This is a genomic window from Geodermatophilus sp. SYSU D00708, from assembly GCF_054050115.1.
Genome location: NZ_JBJGYS010000010.1, coordinates 21,762 through 35,858, shown reverse-complemented (window position 1 = coordinate 35,858; position 14,097 = coordinate 21,762). Strand labels below are relative to the sequence as shown.

Sequence of the window (14,097 nt, the reverse complement as noted above, 5' to 3'; positions counted from 1 at the left end):
TTGCGCTGTCTACCTCATCGGCGGGGCCGTCGGGAGGCGCGACGCCCGTCCGGCTGACGCCGGGCGGGGTCGCGGGCGGCAGGGGTGGGTCCGGTCGGCTCAGCGCAGCTGCTGGATGCGGACCATGTTGCCGGCGGGGTCGCGGAAGGCGCAGTCGCGGACGCCGTAGGGCTGGTCGGTCGGCTCCTGCACGACCTCGGCGTCGCCAGCCTGGATCTTCTCGAAGGTGCCGTCGAGGTCGGGCGTGGCCAGCAGGATCCAGCCGTAGGTGCCCTTGGCCATCATCTCGGCGATGGTGCGGCGCTCGTCGTCGGTGATGCCGGGGTCCGCCGCCGGGGGCGCCAGGAGGATCGACGTCCCCGGCTGCCCGGCGGGGCCCACGGTGATCCAGCGCATGGCGCCGTGGCCGACGTCGCTGCGGACCTCGAACCCGAGGACGTCGCGGTAGAAGGCCAGCGAGGCGTCGGGGTCGGTGTGCGGGAGGGCCGTGGTGTGGATGGTGATGTCCATGGCGGTCACGCTAGGTGCGGCCCGGTGACCTGGGCTTCTCGATTCCTGACCGGTCTGGTGACCCGCTTCGCCACGCACGACGGCATCCCCGCCGTCGCCCGCGCCGCCTCCCGCCGGTAGGTGCTCGGCGGCATCCCGACCAGCTCGGTGAACCGGGTGCTGAAGGTGCCCAGCGACGAGCAGCCCACCGCGAAGCAGACGTCGGTGACGCTGAGGTCGCCCCGGCGCAGCAGCGCCATCGCGCGTTCGATCCGCCGGGTCATCAGATAGCTGTAGGGCGACTCGCCGTAGGCCCGCCGGAACTCGCGGCTGAGGTGGCCGGCCGACATGTGCACGCCGCGGGCCAGCGCCTCGACGTCCAGCGGCTGCGCGTACTCCCGGTCGATCCGGTCGCGCACGCGGCGCAGCCGCGCGAGGTCGCGCAGGTGCTGCGTCTCGGCGGAACCGCTGGTCACCCGGGGAATCGTGCCACGCCGCGCCGGGGACGGACCGGCCGCGACCCGCCGTCGAACGCCCGGGATGCGGACCCGCGGAGTTCGACGGGCGGACCTCCTGCGGGCTGCCTAGGGTTCCAGACATGCAACTCCGACGTCCGATCGCCGCACTGATGACTGCTCTGGCGCTGTTCGGGGGCGGCGCGACGTTGACCGCCTGCGAGGCCGCCGGGCAGGACCAGAACGACGGGACCACCGACAGCGGGGACGCGCCCAACACCGACACCAACGAGGAGTCCGACCAGTCCCAGGACAACGTGCCGGACAACTCCGACCAGGACGACGGTGTCGAGCAGGGCGAGGGCGAGGAAGAGGAGGACGGCTGACCGTCCCGGTCCCCGTTCCAGCACCCCGCGCCGCCGGCTGACCGGCCGACGGTCACGTCAGCCGGCGGCTCGCTCGGAGACCCAGAGCTTGTCGAGCCGGCCGGTGGAGCGGACCAGGTCGGCCAGCGAGCGTTCCAGCTCGGCCTTGGTGTGCCGCTCCCCCAGCAGGGTCTGCACGTCCTCGATCGCGCACCGCAGCTGGTAGAGCCGGTCCTGCAGGCCGTCGAGCTCGGCCCGCGTCACCAGGACGACGTCGCCGGACAGCCCCGCCTTCGCCGTCGCCGACCGCTGCTCGTAGGCGCGCTGGCGGCAGGCCTGCCCGCAGTACTGGCGGGGCCGGCCCACCGACCCCTGCTGCGGCAGCACCCGGCGGCACCACCCGCAGCGGCGCTCGGTGCCACTGGCCTGACGGGGGCCGGGCAGCGCGGGATCGGTCGATGCCTCCTCGTCGGTCACCTGCGTGCTGTCGTGCTTGGCCACGCAGGGCACGGTAGACGTGACCCCTGACAGGACCGAGGGACACGCCCGACACGCGGAGCGCACCGGGAGGGAGCACGCCGTGCAGGAGTTCGACGCGGTCACCGAGGAGGCGCTGCGCGCCGGGGGCAGCCTGAAGTGGACGCGCTACGGGACGGCGATCGGCGCGTTCGTGGCGGAGATGGACTTCGGCACCGCCCCCGAGGTGCAGCAGGTGCTGCACGCGGCGGTCGACCGGGCCGCGTTCGGCTACCTGACTCCGGAGGCCGCCGCGGCGATGTCCCGCGCGTGCGCCGGCTGGTACGCCGAGCGGTACGGCTGGGCGGTGCCCGCGGAGTGGGTCTCCCCGCTGGCCGACGTGCTGGCCGGGCTGCAGGTGGCCATCGAGCAGTTCACCCCGCCGGGCAGCCCCGTGGTGCTGCCGACGCCGGCGTACATGCCCTTCCTCACCCTCCCCGGGATGCTCGGCCGGCAGCTGATCGAGGTGCCGATGGTCGAGCGGGACGGCCGGGCCGGCTACGACCTCGACGGCATCGCGCGCGCCTTCGCCGCCGGCGGGGCGCTGCTGGTGCACACCAACCCGCACAACCCGCTGGGCCGGGTGTTCAGCGAGTCCGAGCAGCTCGCCCTGGCCGACGTCGTGGAGCGGGCCGGCGCCCGGGTGTTCGCCGACGAGATCCACGCGCCGCTGGTGTACCCGGGCGCGCGGCACCGGCCCTACGCCGCCCTCTCCCCCACCACCGCGCGGCACACCGTCACCGCGACGTCGGCGTCCAAGGCCTGGAACCTTCCCGGGCTCAAGGCCGCGCAGCTGCTGCTGTCCAACGAGGCCGACGCCGCCACCTGGGCGCAGGTCGGGGCCCGGTACACCCACGCCGCCTCCACGCTCGGGGTGCTGGCCAACACCACCGCCTACACCGAGGGCGGCCCGTGGCTGGCCCGGGTGCTGGACTACCTCGACGGCAACCGCCGCCGCCTCGCGGAGCTGCTCGCCGAGCACCTGCCGGAGGTGCGCTGGACCCCGCCGGAGGGCACCTACCTGGCCTGGCTGGACTGCCGCGCCCTGGACCTGCCCGTCTCGGCCGGGACGTTCTTCCTCGACCGCGCGGGCGTGGCCCTGGTCGACGGACCGGAGTGCGGCACCCCCGGCGCCGGGCACGTCCGGCTCAACCTCGCCACGCCGCGGCCGGTGCTGGAGACCATCGTCGCCCGCCTGGCCGGGGCCGTCGCCGGCCGCACGGACGGAGCCGTCGCCGGCCGCACGGACGGGGCCGCGGAGGCACGAGGAACGGGTGGGACGAGGCCCTGACCGGCGCGGAGGGCACCGGCGTTAGCGTGTCGGCGTGGTCCCGGTCCGGTACGCGTTCCTCGACGGGCCGACCCCCATCGCCATGGCCCACCGCGGCGGCGCGATCGAGCACCTGGAGAACACCATGCCGGCCTTCGAGGCCTGCGTGGCGCTGGGCTACCGGTACCTGGAGACCGACGTCCGCGTGACCGCTGACGGGGTGCCGATCGTCTTCCACGACGCGACCCTGGACCGGGTCACCGACCGCTCCGGCCGCATCGACCAGCTGCCGTGGGCGGAGGTCGCCGCGGCGCGCATCGGCGGGCGGGAGCCGATCCTGCGGCTCGAGGAGCTGCTCGGCGCGTGGCCCGACGTCCGCTTCAACCTCGACATCAAGGCCGCCGGGGTCCTGGCCCCGCTGGCCCGCACCGTGCGGCGGCTGGACGTCGCCGACCGGATCTGCCTGGGGTCGTTCTCCGACGCGCGGATCGCCGCCGCCCGCCGGCTGTTCGGGCCCACGGTGTGCACCTCGCTGGGCCCGCGCGGGGTCGCCGCCCTGCGCCTGTCGTCCTACTCCCCGCGGGCGGCCGGCCTGGTGCGCATCCAGGCCGGCTGCGCCCAGGTGCCCCTGCAGCTGGGCGGGCGGGCCCTGGTCGACGAGCGGTTCCTGGCCGCCGCGCACGCCCGCGGCCTGCAGGTGCACGTCTGGACGGTCAACACCGAGGAGGAGACGACCGCGATGCTCGACCTCGGCGTGGACGGCGTCATGACCGACCGCCCGGCGATGCTGCGCGAGCTGCTGGAGAAGCGCGACCAGTGGGTGGCGCGGTGACTCTGGGCGCGCGGGTCCGGGCCTGGCGGCCGCCGGCGCCACCGCTGCCGGACGACGTCGCGCACCTGGTAAGCCCGGACGACCCGGAGTGGTTCGCCCGCGAACTGGCCATCGCCGCCACCCCGCCGTGGTGGTTCTGGCGGTTCGCGCTGCGCTGGTTCTCCTGGCTGCCCAGCGTCTTCGGCCGGATCCAGGTGACCGGGTCGATCCCCGAGGAGTGGCGCGACGGCCCGCTGCTGCTGGCGGTCAACCACATCGGGGACTTCGACACGTTCGTCGTCGCCGCCGCGCTGCACAAGGCCGGCGTCACCCCGCGGTTCATGGCCACCGGCGGCATCATGCGCGCGCCGGTCGTCGGCCCGCTGCTGGAGCGCGCCGGCGGCATCCGGGTGGACCGCGGCACCGACGTCGCCGCGCACGCGCTCACCGTCACCCAGGTGGCCCTGGCCCACGGCGGCCACGTCGTCGCCTATCCCGAGGGCCGGGTCGGCCTGACGCCCGACGGGTGGCCCGAGCGCGGCCGGACCGGGCTGGCCCGGATGGCGCTGGCCGCCGACGTGCCGGTGATCCCGGTCAGCCAGTGGGGCGCCCACGAGCCGCTGCAGTACGCCAACGACTGGGGCAAGCTGCGGACCCTGCTGCGCGCGTTCTGGCGGCAGCCGGCGCTCAAGGTGCACATCGGCCCGGCGGTCTTCTTCGAGGACCTGCAGCCGGGCCGGGTGGGCGACGCCAACCGGGCGCGCACCCGCATCGCCGCGGCGATCACCCGGGGCCTGGCCCCGCTGCGAGCCGGGGAGCCGGCCGACCGGCCCGCCTTCGTGGACCCGACCCGGCCGACGACGGCGACCGCGGCGTTCCCGGGCGGCGTCGTCCCGGACGACATCAGGTGACCGGTCCTGCGCGGGCCGGGAAGCGCAGCACCGTCGGTCACGGCGTGGTCGAGCACCGGCGAGGACACCCCGTGACCGGCGCGTGCTGGACCGGGTCCCCCACGGCTGACACCCTGCGCCCGTGACGACGGCCGCCACCCCGACCGCCCAATCCGCCGACCGCGCCCTGCGCCGCGAGCGGTTCGGCTGGTACTCCTACGACTGGGCGATGTCGGTGTTCAACACCAGCGTCACCACCGTCTTCCTGGGCCCCTACCTCACGGCGATCGCCGAGGAGGCCGCCGGGCCCGACGAGCGGCTGTCGTTCCTCGGCCTGTCGATCGCCGCCGGCAGCTGGTTCTCCTACGTCCTGTCGGCGTCGGTGCTGCTGCAGGTGCTCGTGCTGCCGCTCACCGGCGCCGTCGCCGACCGCACCGGCCGCAAGCGGGAGATGCTGGCCGGCTTCGCCTTCCTCGGCGCGCTGGCGACCACCGGGCTGTACTTCGCCGGGGACGGCCGGTGGCTGCTGGGCGCGGCGCTGTTCGCCGTCGCGAACATCAGCTTCGGCGCGGCGACGGTCGTCTACTACTCCTGGCTGCCGGACCTGGCCAGCCCCGACGAGCGGGACGCCGTCTCCAGCCGCGGCTGGGCGTTCGGGTACGTCGGCGGGGCGCTGCTGCTCGCCGTCCACCTCGGGCTCGTGGTGGGCGCCGAGGGGCTCGGCCTGACCACCGGCGAGGCGGTGCGGATCTGCCTGGCCACGGCCGGCCTGTGGTGGGGCGGGTTCACCGTGTTCACGGTGTCCCGGCTGCGCAACCGCCCGGTGCGCGACCCCGACGCGGTCGGCAGCCGCAGCGGCTTCCGCCAGCTGGCCACGACCCTGCGGGAGATGCGGGCGTTCCCGCTCACGCTGTGGTTCCTCGGCGCGTACCTGCTGTTCAACGACGGCGTCCAGACCGTCATCGCGCTGTCGGCCACGTACGCCACCGAGGAGCTGGGCCTGGAGCAGTCGGTGCTCACCGGCGCGATCCTCATGGTGCAGGTGGTGGCGGTCGCCGGGGCGCTGGGCCTGGGCCGGCTGGCCGCCCGCTACGGCGCCAAGCGGGTCGTGCTGGGCAGCCTGGTGGCCTGGATCGGCGTGCTGGTGGTCGCGTTCTTCCTGCAGGCCGGCGCGGTCGGCCAGTTCTACGCGCTGGCCGCCGTCATCGGCCTGGTACAGGGCGGCACGCAGGCGCTGTCCCGGTCGCTGTTCAGCCAGCTGATCCCGGCGGGCAAGGAGGCCGAGTACTACGGCTTCTACGAGATCAGCGACCGCGGCACCAGCTGGCTCGGCCCGCTGGCCTTCGGGCTCACCTACCAGCTGACCGGCTCCTACCGGCTGGCGATCGTCAGCCTCGTCGTCTTCTTCGTGGCCGGCTTCGCCGCGCTGGCCGCGCTGCCCATCCGCCGCGCGGTCGTCGCGGCCGGCAACCCCGTCCCGGAGCGTTTGTGACCGAGCCGGCGAGGTCACCCGAGATCACAGCACCTGAGGGAACGGTGCCGACGAGCGCCAGCGAGGAGGCAGCGTGACCCCTCCCCTCGACTCCGACGCCCGCACCGAGCGCCGGCTGGTCTCCGTCCCCGTCGCCGGGGACCGCCGCCGCCACCCGGCGCCGGCGCACCTGCGGTTCTTCCACGGCCCGATGGACTGCGGGAAGTCGACCCTCGCGCTGCAGGTCGACCACAACCAGAGCCGGCAGGGACGGCGGGGGCTGCTGCTGACCCAGGGCGACCGCTCCGCCCGGCCGCAGATCAGCTCCCGGGTCGGGCTGTGCCGGGAGGCGATCGAGGTCGACGCCGGCACCGACCTGCGGCTGCTGGTCCGCGACTCCTGGGCGGTCGGCGACCGGGTGGACTACCTGATCGTCGACGAGGCCCAGTTCCTCACCGACGCGCAGGTCGACCAGCTCGCCGAGCTCGTCGACGAGTCGCACGTCGACGTCTACGCCTTCGGCCTGACCACCGACTTCCGCACCCGGCTGTTCCCCGGCACCCAGCGGCTGCTGGAGGTCGCCGACGACGTCCAGCGGGTCCAGGTGGAGGTGCTGTGCTGGTGCGGGCTGCCCGGCCTGCTCAACGCCCGGGTGGTGGACGGCGCCATGGTGCGGGAGGGCGCGACGGTCGTCGTGGCCGACACCGCGCCCACGCCGGCCCCCGACGAGACCGGCCCCGACCCCGAGGTGCACTACCAGGTGCTGTGCCGGCGGCACCACGTCCTGGGCCAGCTCGGGCCGACGGCCGCGGGCCCCGGGCAGCTCGCCCTGCCCTGACCTCCCCCCGTCGGGGGGTGGCCGTGGGGTCCTATACCACCCCATGCGATGATTTCGAACCGACTCTGCGGAATCTCTCCGCGAAATCTGTCGTTGGTCCTTTCGACTCCCTCGCCGGGTGGGTAACCCCCCGTCCAGCGACGTCGAGAACCGACCGACACCACCAGCACGAGAGGACGGTGTGCCATGGGCGAGCGTTCCCTGCGGGGCAGCCGACTGGGCAGCGTGAGCTATGAGACCGAGCGGAACACCGCACCGATCGAGCGCCAGTACGTGGAGTACCGGTGCTCCTCGGGCCACCTGTTCACCGTGCCCTTCGCGGATGACGCCGAGGTGCCCGACACCTGGGAGTGCAAGTTCGACGGCTCCGCCGCCAAGCTCGTGGGTGGCGCCGAGCCGGCTCCCAAGAAGGTCAAGCCCCCGCGGACGCACTGGGACATGCTCCTGGAGCGTCGCTCGGTGGACGACCTCGAGGAGGTCCTCGCCGAGCGGCTCGAGGTGCTCCGCGGCCGGCGGACCCGCGCCAGCTGAGCTGAGGCCCGCCTCCCGGAGGCGGGCGGACCGACGGAACGGCCCCGGTGGGACTCCCCACCGGGGCCGTTCCGCGTCCGGAGCCCGACGACTCCCGCTCCCCCGGCCGGTCCGACCTGCCGCCGCCGGGCCGGCGGGCCGGCGGGTCGGCCCGCGAGTCGGCTAGCGAGTCGGCCCGTCCTGGACCTGGCCCTCGACGACCTGGCCCTCGACGACCCGGCTCTCGACGACCCGGCCCTCGACGACCCGGCCCTCGATGACCAGCGGCCGGTCGGCGGGCGGCGGCCCGGTGTACCGGACCTCCTCGACGCGGCGGCTGCGGACGTGCACCGGCCCGCGCAGCTGCACGGGCAGCCGGTTGGCGAGCACTCGGCCCAGGACGGCGCGCACCAGGAACCGGGTGGGCGGGAGCAGGCACAGCAGGCCGACCAGGTCGCCGAGGAAGCCCGGCAGCACCATGAGCAGCCCGCCGAGGGCGATCAGCCCGGCGTCGCCGAGGGCGCGGCCCGGGAGCCGGCGGTCCCGGGCGCGGTCGCGCAGCTCGGTCAGCGCCCGGGTGCCCAGCCGGGCCAGCAGTGCCCAGCCCAGCGCGCTGGTGGCCAGCGTCGCCAGCAGGGTCCAGCCCACCCCGATCCAGCTGGCGACCAGCACGAAGACGACGACCTCGGCCAGGGCGAACAGCCCGGCTGCGATGCGCACGCGGCGACCCACGGCTCTCCTCTGCCCGCCCGGCGCGTGCGGCCCCGGCCCGCCTACCGGACCGCGGTCGACCGCCCGCCGTCGCGGACCCGTCCCGGCACGGGGCGGCGGACCCGGCCCGGCAGCCAGTCGGCCAGCCGGTCCTGCAGGCCCCACCAGGTGACCCGTACCAATGCCTCTCCAACGATCGAACCGCTCATCTTGCTCCTGCCGAACGCCCGTTCGGTGAAGGTGATCGGCACCTCGGCCACGCGGGCTCCGGCGCGGACGGCGCGCCAGGCCCAGTCGACCTGGAAGCAGTAGCCCTGGCTGGCCACGTCGTCGAAGGGCAGCCGGTCGACCAGCGCGGCCCGTACCGCGCGGAACCCGCCGGTGGCGTCGGCGAGCGGCAGCCGCAGCGCCCAGCGGGTCCACAGGTTGCCCGCCCGGGACAGCAGCAGCCGGTGCGCCGGCCAGTCCTCCACCCGGCCGCCGGGCACGTACCGGGAGCCCAGCGCCAGGTCGGCGCCCTCCAGCGCGGCCAGCAGGGCGGGCAGCTGCTCGGGGTGGTGGGAGCCGTCGGCGTCCATCTCGACCAGGACGTCGTAGCCACGCGCCCGCCCCCACCGGAAGCCGGCCACGTAGGCCGGCCCGAGCCCGGCCTTCACGGTGCGGTGCAGCACGTGCACCCGCGGGTCGAGGGCGGCCAGCTTCTCGGCGAGCTCCCCGGTGCCGTCCGGCGAGCCGTCGTCCACCACCAGGGCGTGCGCCGCGGGGACGCTGCGGTGCAGCCGCTCGAGGATCGGCTCGAGGTTGTCCACCTCGTCGTAGGTGGGGACGACGACGAGGACCCGCGCCGCGGTCACGCCGAGCTCCGCCGAGCGCGGCGGCGGCGGACGGCCGCGGGCACGACCACGGCCAGCAGCGCCCCGGCCGCCAGCGCGCTCAGCCCCCACTCCGGCCCGGCGCCGAGCCGCTCGGCCACGGTGGTCGAGTCGCGCTGGGCGACGTCCTCGACGAAGACCGCCGGCTCGAACAGCTCCGAGCGGGCCGCGAGGGACCCGTCGGGGGCGACGATCGCCGAGATGCCGCTGGTGGCGGCGACCAGGACGGTGCGGCCGAACTCCACCGCGCGCAGCCGGCTGGCGGCCAGCTGCTGCTCGCTCTCGTCGGTGTAGCCGAAGGTGGCGTTGTTGGTCTGGACGACGAGCACCCCGGCACCGGCGCGCACCGCGTCGCGCACCAGCCCGTCGTAGACGACCTCGAAGCAGATGACGTCCCCGACCCGGGCGCCGCCCATCTCCAGCAGCCCGACCTCGGTGCCGTGCACGAAGTCCCGCCGCACCAGGTCGACCTTGTCGCTGAAGAAGCGGAAGAACGCCCGGGCGGGCACGTACTCGGCGAGCGGGACCGGGTGCCGCTTGACGTAGGTGTCCCCGGGCCCGGTCTCGGGGTCCCAGACGATGCCGGTGTTGCTGATGTACCGCCCCGGGCCGTCGACGACCGCGCCGACCAGGATCGGTGCGCCGATCGCGCCGGCGGCCCGGCTGATCGCGCGCGCGGCGTCGGTGTTGAGGTAGGGGTCGATGTCGGAGCTGTTCTCGGGCCAGACGACCAGGTCCGGCTGCGGCTGCTCGCCCGCCGCGACCGCCTCGGCCAGCTCCACGGTGCGGGTGACGTGGTTGTCCAGGACCGCCCGCCGCCGCTCGTTGAACTCCAGGCCGGGCTGGGGGACGTCGCCCTGGACGACGGCGACGGTGCGCGTCGGGCCGCCCTCGGTGAGCGACGGGCCGGGCAGGGGCGCCCAGGCCAGCCAGCCCAGCAGCGGTACCGCGACCGCGCCGGCGAGCGCGAGCGCCGCCGCCCGCAGCCCGGCGTCCCGGCCGGTCCGCGGCGGAGCGCCCCGGGCGCCTCGCCGTGCGGTCAGGTGCCGCACCCCGGCGGCCAGCAGCGTGCCGGTGAGCGCGACGGCGAAGCTGACCAGCGGCACGCCGCCGTAGGCGGCCAGGGAGAGGAACGGGCCCTCGGTCTGGCTCAGCCCCAGCCGGCCCCACGGGAACCCGCCGAGCGGCAGCCGGCCGCGCAGCGCCTCGTCGGCCACCCACAGCGCCGCCGCCCACAGCGGCCACAGCGGCAGCCGGGACGTCGCCGCGGTGGCCGCGCCGAGCAGCGCCACGAACAGTGCCTGGGACACCGCCAGGGCCAGCCACGGGAAGGCGCCGACGTAGATGCCGCTCCACGACAGCAGCGGCACGAAGAAGGTCAGGCCGCAGACCAGGCCCAGCCAGGCGCCCGCGCGGGCGCGCTGCCCGGCGACGGCGAGGGCCAGCGCGGCCACGCCCAGCGGCGCGAGCGGCCACAGTCCCCAGCCGGGGAAGGCGAGCAGCAGCAATCCTCCACCGGCCGCGGCCAGCAGCGTGCGCCAGGGCAGGCGGCGGCGGGACCGGGCGGCCGGTCGCGGCGTCTCGGAGGGGCGCTCCAGCGTGCCGGAGGCGACTGCGCCCACCGTCGCCTCCCGTGCTCGTGCACCTACCGGCCCCGGGCACGTCGCACCGGGCCGCGACCGCCGGCGCCGTTGCCGCGGTCCGCGCCCAGCATCCCATCCCGGCGCGGCCGGACGGCGCCCCCGTGATCGGGGTGCGTCGTCCGCGCCGGGACTCCGGTCGGCGCCGGCGGCTCCCGCGCTCGGGCGGCCGCACCTTCGGGCCGGCCGGCCGGTCGCTGGCGGCGATCGGCGGGCCGTTGTCTGGTGGTGCGGACCCGGGCGGGCCCCGCCGGGTGCCCGGACCGCGCTCCCCCGGGCAGCCGCCGGCGCTCTCGACCCGGACTGCGGACGGCGGGGGACGTCCGCGCGGCCGGAGGGCCCGCACGACTGGTCCGGGGAGGCACGTGCCCGGTGCTCCCGGAGTGGAACTGCAGGCACTGTAAGAAGTGCACCGACACCTGCGCCGCCCTCGGAGGGGCTCGTGACGAACTGTGACCTGTTCGTTACGGCGTGGCGCCTGGACAGCCCCGCGCGGTCAGGCCGGACCGGGGACGACGAGGGCGGCGGTCGCCTCCACGACAGTCACTGGCCGGTCCAGGACGGCGGCCGCCGAGGGGCTCCGCTCGGGCTGCGCGCGGGCCACCACGCGCGCGGTGCAGCGCAACTCGCGGCTGCGCCGGCCGATCCGCACCACCTCGGCGGTCGCCTCCAGCACGTCCCCGGCCTGCACCGGGGCGAGGAAGCGCACCTCCGAGTACCCGGCCAGCAGCCCCTCGTCGCCGTCGAGCACGATCGCCACCTCGGTGGCGACGTCGCCGAACAGGCCGAGCGTGTAGGCGCCGTCGACCAGGTTCCCGCCGTAGTGGGCGTGGCTGTAGGGCACGTACCGGCGGTGGGTGACGGTCAGCCCCAGGCGGGGGTCGGGCTCGGTCATGCGGCGGCTCCGGTCGGGACGAGGGCGGACACGAGGTAGCTGGCGACCTCGCCGGGCGTCGTCCCCCGGCCGAAGACCTTGTCGACGCCGAGGTCGGCGGCTATCGCCGGGTCGAAGCGCGGGCCGCCGACGACCAGCAGCGGGCGGTCCTCCCCCATCGCCTCGCGGAAGGCGGCGGCCAGCTCGCGGGTGTTGCGCACGTGGGCGTCGCGCTGGGTGACCACCTGGGAGACCAGGACGGCGTCGGCTCGCGCCGCCCGCGCCCGCGCGACCAGCTCCGGCACGCTCACCTGCGCGCCGAGGTTGGCCACCTCCAGCTCCCGGTAGTACTCCAGGCCCTTCTCCCCCGCGAAGCCCTTGAGGTTGAGGATCGCGTCGATGCCGACGGTGTGCGCGTCGGTGCCGATGCACGCGCCCAGCACGACCAGCTTGCGGCGCAGCCCGGTGCGGATCGCGGCGTCGACCTCCGGCGGGGTCAGGAGCGGGTAGGCGCGCTCCTCCACGGCCACCGCGTCGAGGTCGACGAGGTGCCGCACGCTGCCGTAGACGACGAAGAACGTGAACCCCTCCCCCATCCCGTGGCTGTGCACGACCATCGCCGGGTCCACGCCCATCTTGTTCGCCAGCTGCAGGGCGGCGCCGTCGGCCCGCGGGCCCGGGGGCACCGGCAGGGTGAACGACAGCTGCACCATCCCGTCGCCGGTGGTGTCCCCGTAGGGGCGGATCACGGTCCCCTCGTCAGGCACGGGTCGCCTCCCGCTCCAGGAGCTCCAGCGCCGGGTTGTACGCCTCGGGGCCGAGGCGGACGACGCCGTCGAGGCCCTTGCCCCGGTCCGGCGGCCGCCTGGTGATGCCGAAGGTGCCGTCGGCGATGGCCTCCAGCAGACCCTCGTCGGCGATCCGCTCCAGCAACTGCACCGCCTCTGTGAGCACGGTGTGCGCGCGGCGGTCGATGAAGCCACCCTTCGGGGGCGCGAAGTCCTCGGTCAGCCCCCCGGCGGCGTCCAGGACGTAGCGCACGTTGCGCAGGGCGAGGTCCCGGTCGGACAGCCACGGGGTGACCACGGCCTCGGTCATCATCCCGACCAGCAGGATGCCCTGGCCGGTGAGCGCGCCGGCCAGGTTGAAGAACCCGTCGAGCAGGTAGCCGCGGAAGACGTCGCCGGTCATGTGCTTGGTCGGCGGCATCCACTTCAGCGGCGCGTCGGGGAACAGCGCCCGGGCGAGCATCGCGTGCGCCAGCTCCAGCCGGAACGACTCCCGCCGGTCCGGGTCGATCTCGAAGGCGTGCCCGAGCCCCAGCTGCCAGTCCTCGAGGCCGGCCTCCTTGGCCAGGGTCTCGTTGAGCAGCTGGCTGACGGTGACGGTGTGCGCCTCGTCGACGGCGTCGGCGGTGGTGAGGTAGTTGTCCTCGCCGGTGTTGATGACGATCCCGGCGCGGGCGTGCACCATCCGGCTGAACCGCTGGTCGACGAAGGTGCGCTGCGGGTTGATGTCGCGGAAGAGGATCCCGTACATCGCGTCGTTGAGCATCATGTCCAGCCGCTCCAGCCCGGCCAGGACGGCGATCTCGGGCATGCACAGGCCGGACGCGTAGTTGGTGAGCCGGACGTAGCGGCCCAGCTCCGCGCCGACGTCGTCCAGCGCGGCCCGCATGAGCCGGAAGTTCTCCTGGGTGGCGTAGGTGCCGGCGTAGCCGGTGCGGGTGGCGCCCTCGGGCACGTAGTCCAGCAGCGACTGCCCGGTGGAGCGGATGACCGCGATGACGTCGGCGCCGGCCCGGGCCGCGGCCTGCGCCTGCGGGATGTCCTCATAGATGTCGCCGGTGGCCACGATCAGGTAGATCCACGGCCGCCGCGGCGGGTCGCCCAGCCGGGCGACGAGCTCGTCGCGACGGGCCCGGTTGGCGTCGATCCGGGCGACGCCGGCGGCGACCGCCGCGCGCGCGGCGTCCCGGGCGCGCTCGGCGGCGGTGCCGGTGGGCAGCTCGAACCGCGCCGTGCCGGCCCCGACCTGCTCGGCGAGGGCCGGCAGGTCCGGCGCGGTACCCGAGGCGAGCGCGTGCCACACCGGCAGCGCGACGCCGGACTCCAGGCCCACCTGCTCCCGAACGGCGTCCACCACCCGGTTCACCCACGGCACCCGGTCGGTCCCCGCCCCGTTGCCGGTGACCGGGTCGGTGCCGGTGAGCCCGGCCAGCCGTAGCACCGCCCGCTCCACGGAGACGGTGGTGTGCCGCCGGGCGAGGTCCACGACGGGCTGCGCCGCGCGGACGGCCAGCTCCCGCGCCCGCGCCACCAGCACCGGGTCCAGCTCCAGCACCGGTCCCCTCCGCAGGTCTCCGGGAAGACCGGCGTCCCTGGA

At 75.4% G+C, this 14,097-nt stretch carries 16 protein-coding genes; 7 read left to right on the top strand and 9 right to left on the bottom strand.

Going from position 1 to position 14,097, the window contains the following annotated elements; translation table 11 throughout:
• Nucleotides 1–99: 99 nt before the first annotated feature.
• Nucleotides 100–510 carry a VOC family protein gene (locus tag ACI79D_RS10560; RefSeq protein WP_456918347.1) on the bottom strand — a complete coding sequence of 137 codons (411 nt, stop codon included), beginning with the start codon at nt 508–510 and terminating at the stop codon, nt 100–102.
• 5 nt (nt 511–515) lie between these two features.
• Nucleotides 516–965, bottom strand: a complete 450-nt coding sequence (locus ACI79D_RS10555) for a helix-turn-helix transcriptional regulator (protein WP_456918346.1) — start codon at nt 963–965, stop codon at nt 516–518.
• Nucleotides 966–1,087: 122 nt separating this feature from the next.
• Here ACI79D_RS10555 and ACI79D_RS10550 point away from each other — a divergent pair, with 122 nt between their 5' ends.
• Nucleotides 1,088–1,330, top strand: coding sequence for a hypothetical protein (locus tag ACI79D_RS10550; protein ID WP_456918345.1), 243 nt, complete (start codon nt 1,088–1,090; stop codon nt 1,328–1,330).
• A 57-nt stretch (nt 1,331–1,387) separates the two neighbouring features.
• On the opposite strand, the gene ACI79D_RS10545 is transcribed toward ACI79D_RS10550, so the two are convergent.
• Nucleotides 1,388–1,810: a hypothetical protein gene (locus ACI79D_RS10545; protein WP_456918344.1), complete on the bottom strand. Its 423-nt coding sequence runs from the start codon at nt 1,808–1,810 to the stop codon at nt 1,388–1,390.
• A gap of 79 nt (nt 1,811–1,889) precedes the next feature.
• Here ACI79D_RS10545 and ACI79D_RS10540 point away from each other — a divergent pair, with 79 nt between their 5' ends.
• The 6 genes from ACI79D_RS10540 (at nt 1,890) to ACI79D_RS10515 (ending at nt 7,636) form a co-directional block, all read left to right on the top strand.
• Nucleotides 1,890–3,116 carry a MalY/PatB family protein gene (locus ACI79D_RS10540; RefSeq protein WP_456918343.1) on the top strand — a complete coding sequence of 409 codons (1,227 nt, stop codon included), beginning with the start codon at nt 1,890–1,892 and terminating at the stop codon, nt 3,114–3,116.
• Between the two features lie 34 nt (nt 3,117–3,150).
• Nucleotides 3,151–3,927, top strand: a complete 777-nt coding sequence (locus tag ACI79D_RS10535; protein ID WP_456918342.1) for a glycerophosphodiester phosphodiesterase — start codon at nt 3,151–3,153, stop codon at nt 3,925–3,927.
• The gene (locus tag ACI79D_RS10530) at nt 3,924–4,817 is read left to right on the top strand and encodes a lysophospholipid acyltransferase family protein (RefSeq protein WP_456918341.1); all 894 of its coding nucleotides are present in this window, start codon (nt 3,924–3,926) and stop codon (nt 4,815–4,817) included. The genes ACI79D_RS10535 and ACI79D_RS10530 overlap by 4 nt, the downstream gene beginning before the upstream one ends.
• A gap of 121 nt (nt 4,818–4,938) precedes the next feature.
• Nucleotides 4,939–6,288 (top strand): MFS transporter, encoded by a 1,350-nt coding sequence (locus tag ACI79D_RS10525; RefSeq protein WP_456918340.1) that lies wholly within the window; start codon nt 4,939–4,941, stop codon nt 6,286–6,288.
• 73 nt (nt 6,289–6,361) lie between these two features.
• Nucleotides 6,362–7,105, top strand: coding sequence for a thymidine kinase (locus tag ACI79D_RS10520; protein WP_456918339.1), 744 nt, complete (start codon nt 6,362–6,364; stop codon nt 7,103–7,105).
• Nucleotides 7,106–7,291: 186 nt separating this feature from the next.
• Complete coding sequence (locus tag ACI79D_RS10515; protein ID WP_456918338.1) at nt 7,292–7,636, top strand: RNA polymerase-binding protein RbpA; 345 nt, start codon at nt 7,292–7,294, stop codon at nt 7,634–7,636.
• Between the two features lie 162 nt (nt 7,637–7,798).
• Here ACI79D_RS10515 and ACI79D_RS10510 read toward each other — a convergent pair whose 3' ends face one another.
• The 6 genes from ACI79D_RS10510 to kamD form a co-directional block, all read right to left on the bottom strand.
• The gene (locus ACI79D_RS10510) at nt 7,799–8,347 is read right to left on the bottom strand and encodes an FxsA family protein (protein ID WP_456918337.1); all 549 of its coding nucleotides are present in this window, start codon (nt 8,345–8,347) and stop codon (nt 7,799–7,801) included.
• Nucleotides 8,348–8,388: 41 nt separating this feature from the next.
• Nucleotides 8,389–9,180 (bottom strand): polyprenol monophosphomannose synthase, encoded by a 792-nt coding sequence (locus tag ACI79D_RS10505; RefSeq protein ID WP_456918336.1) that lies wholly within the window; start codon nt 9,178–9,180, stop codon nt 8,389–8,391.
• Entirely contained in the window at nt 9,177–10,820 is a 1,644-nt protein-coding gene (gene lnt / locus ACI79D_RS10500; protein ID WP_456918335.1) for an apolipoprotein N-acyltransferase, read from the bottom strand. The genes ACI79D_RS10505 and lnt overlap by 4 nt, the downstream gene beginning before the upstream one ends.
• Before the next feature lie 514 nt (nt 10,821–11,334).
• On the bottom strand, nt 11,335–11,733 hold the full coding sequence (gene kal / locus ACI79D_RS10495; RefSeq protein WP_456918334.1) for a 3-aminobutyryl-CoA ammonia lyase: 399 nt from the start codon (nt 11,731–11,733) through the stop codon (nt 11,335–11,337).
• Nucleotides 11,730–12,479 carry a lysine 5,6-aminomutase subunit beta gene (gene kamE / locus ACI79D_RS10490; RefSeq protein ID WP_456918333.1) on the bottom strand — a complete coding sequence of 250 codons (750 nt, stop codon included), beginning with the start codon at nt 12,477–12,479 and terminating at the stop codon, nt 11,730–11,732. Before kamE ends, kal begins: the two co-directional genes overlap by 4 nt.
• A complete protein-coding gene (kamD, locus tag ACI79D_RS10485) occupies nt 12,472–14,055 on the bottom strand; it encodes a lysine 5,6-aminomutase subunit alpha (protein WP_456918332.1) in 1,584 nt (527 codons plus the stop codon). The genes kamE and kamD overlap by 8 nt, the downstream gene beginning before the upstream one ends.
• Between the last annotated feature and the right edge of the window lie 42 nt (nt 14,056–14,097).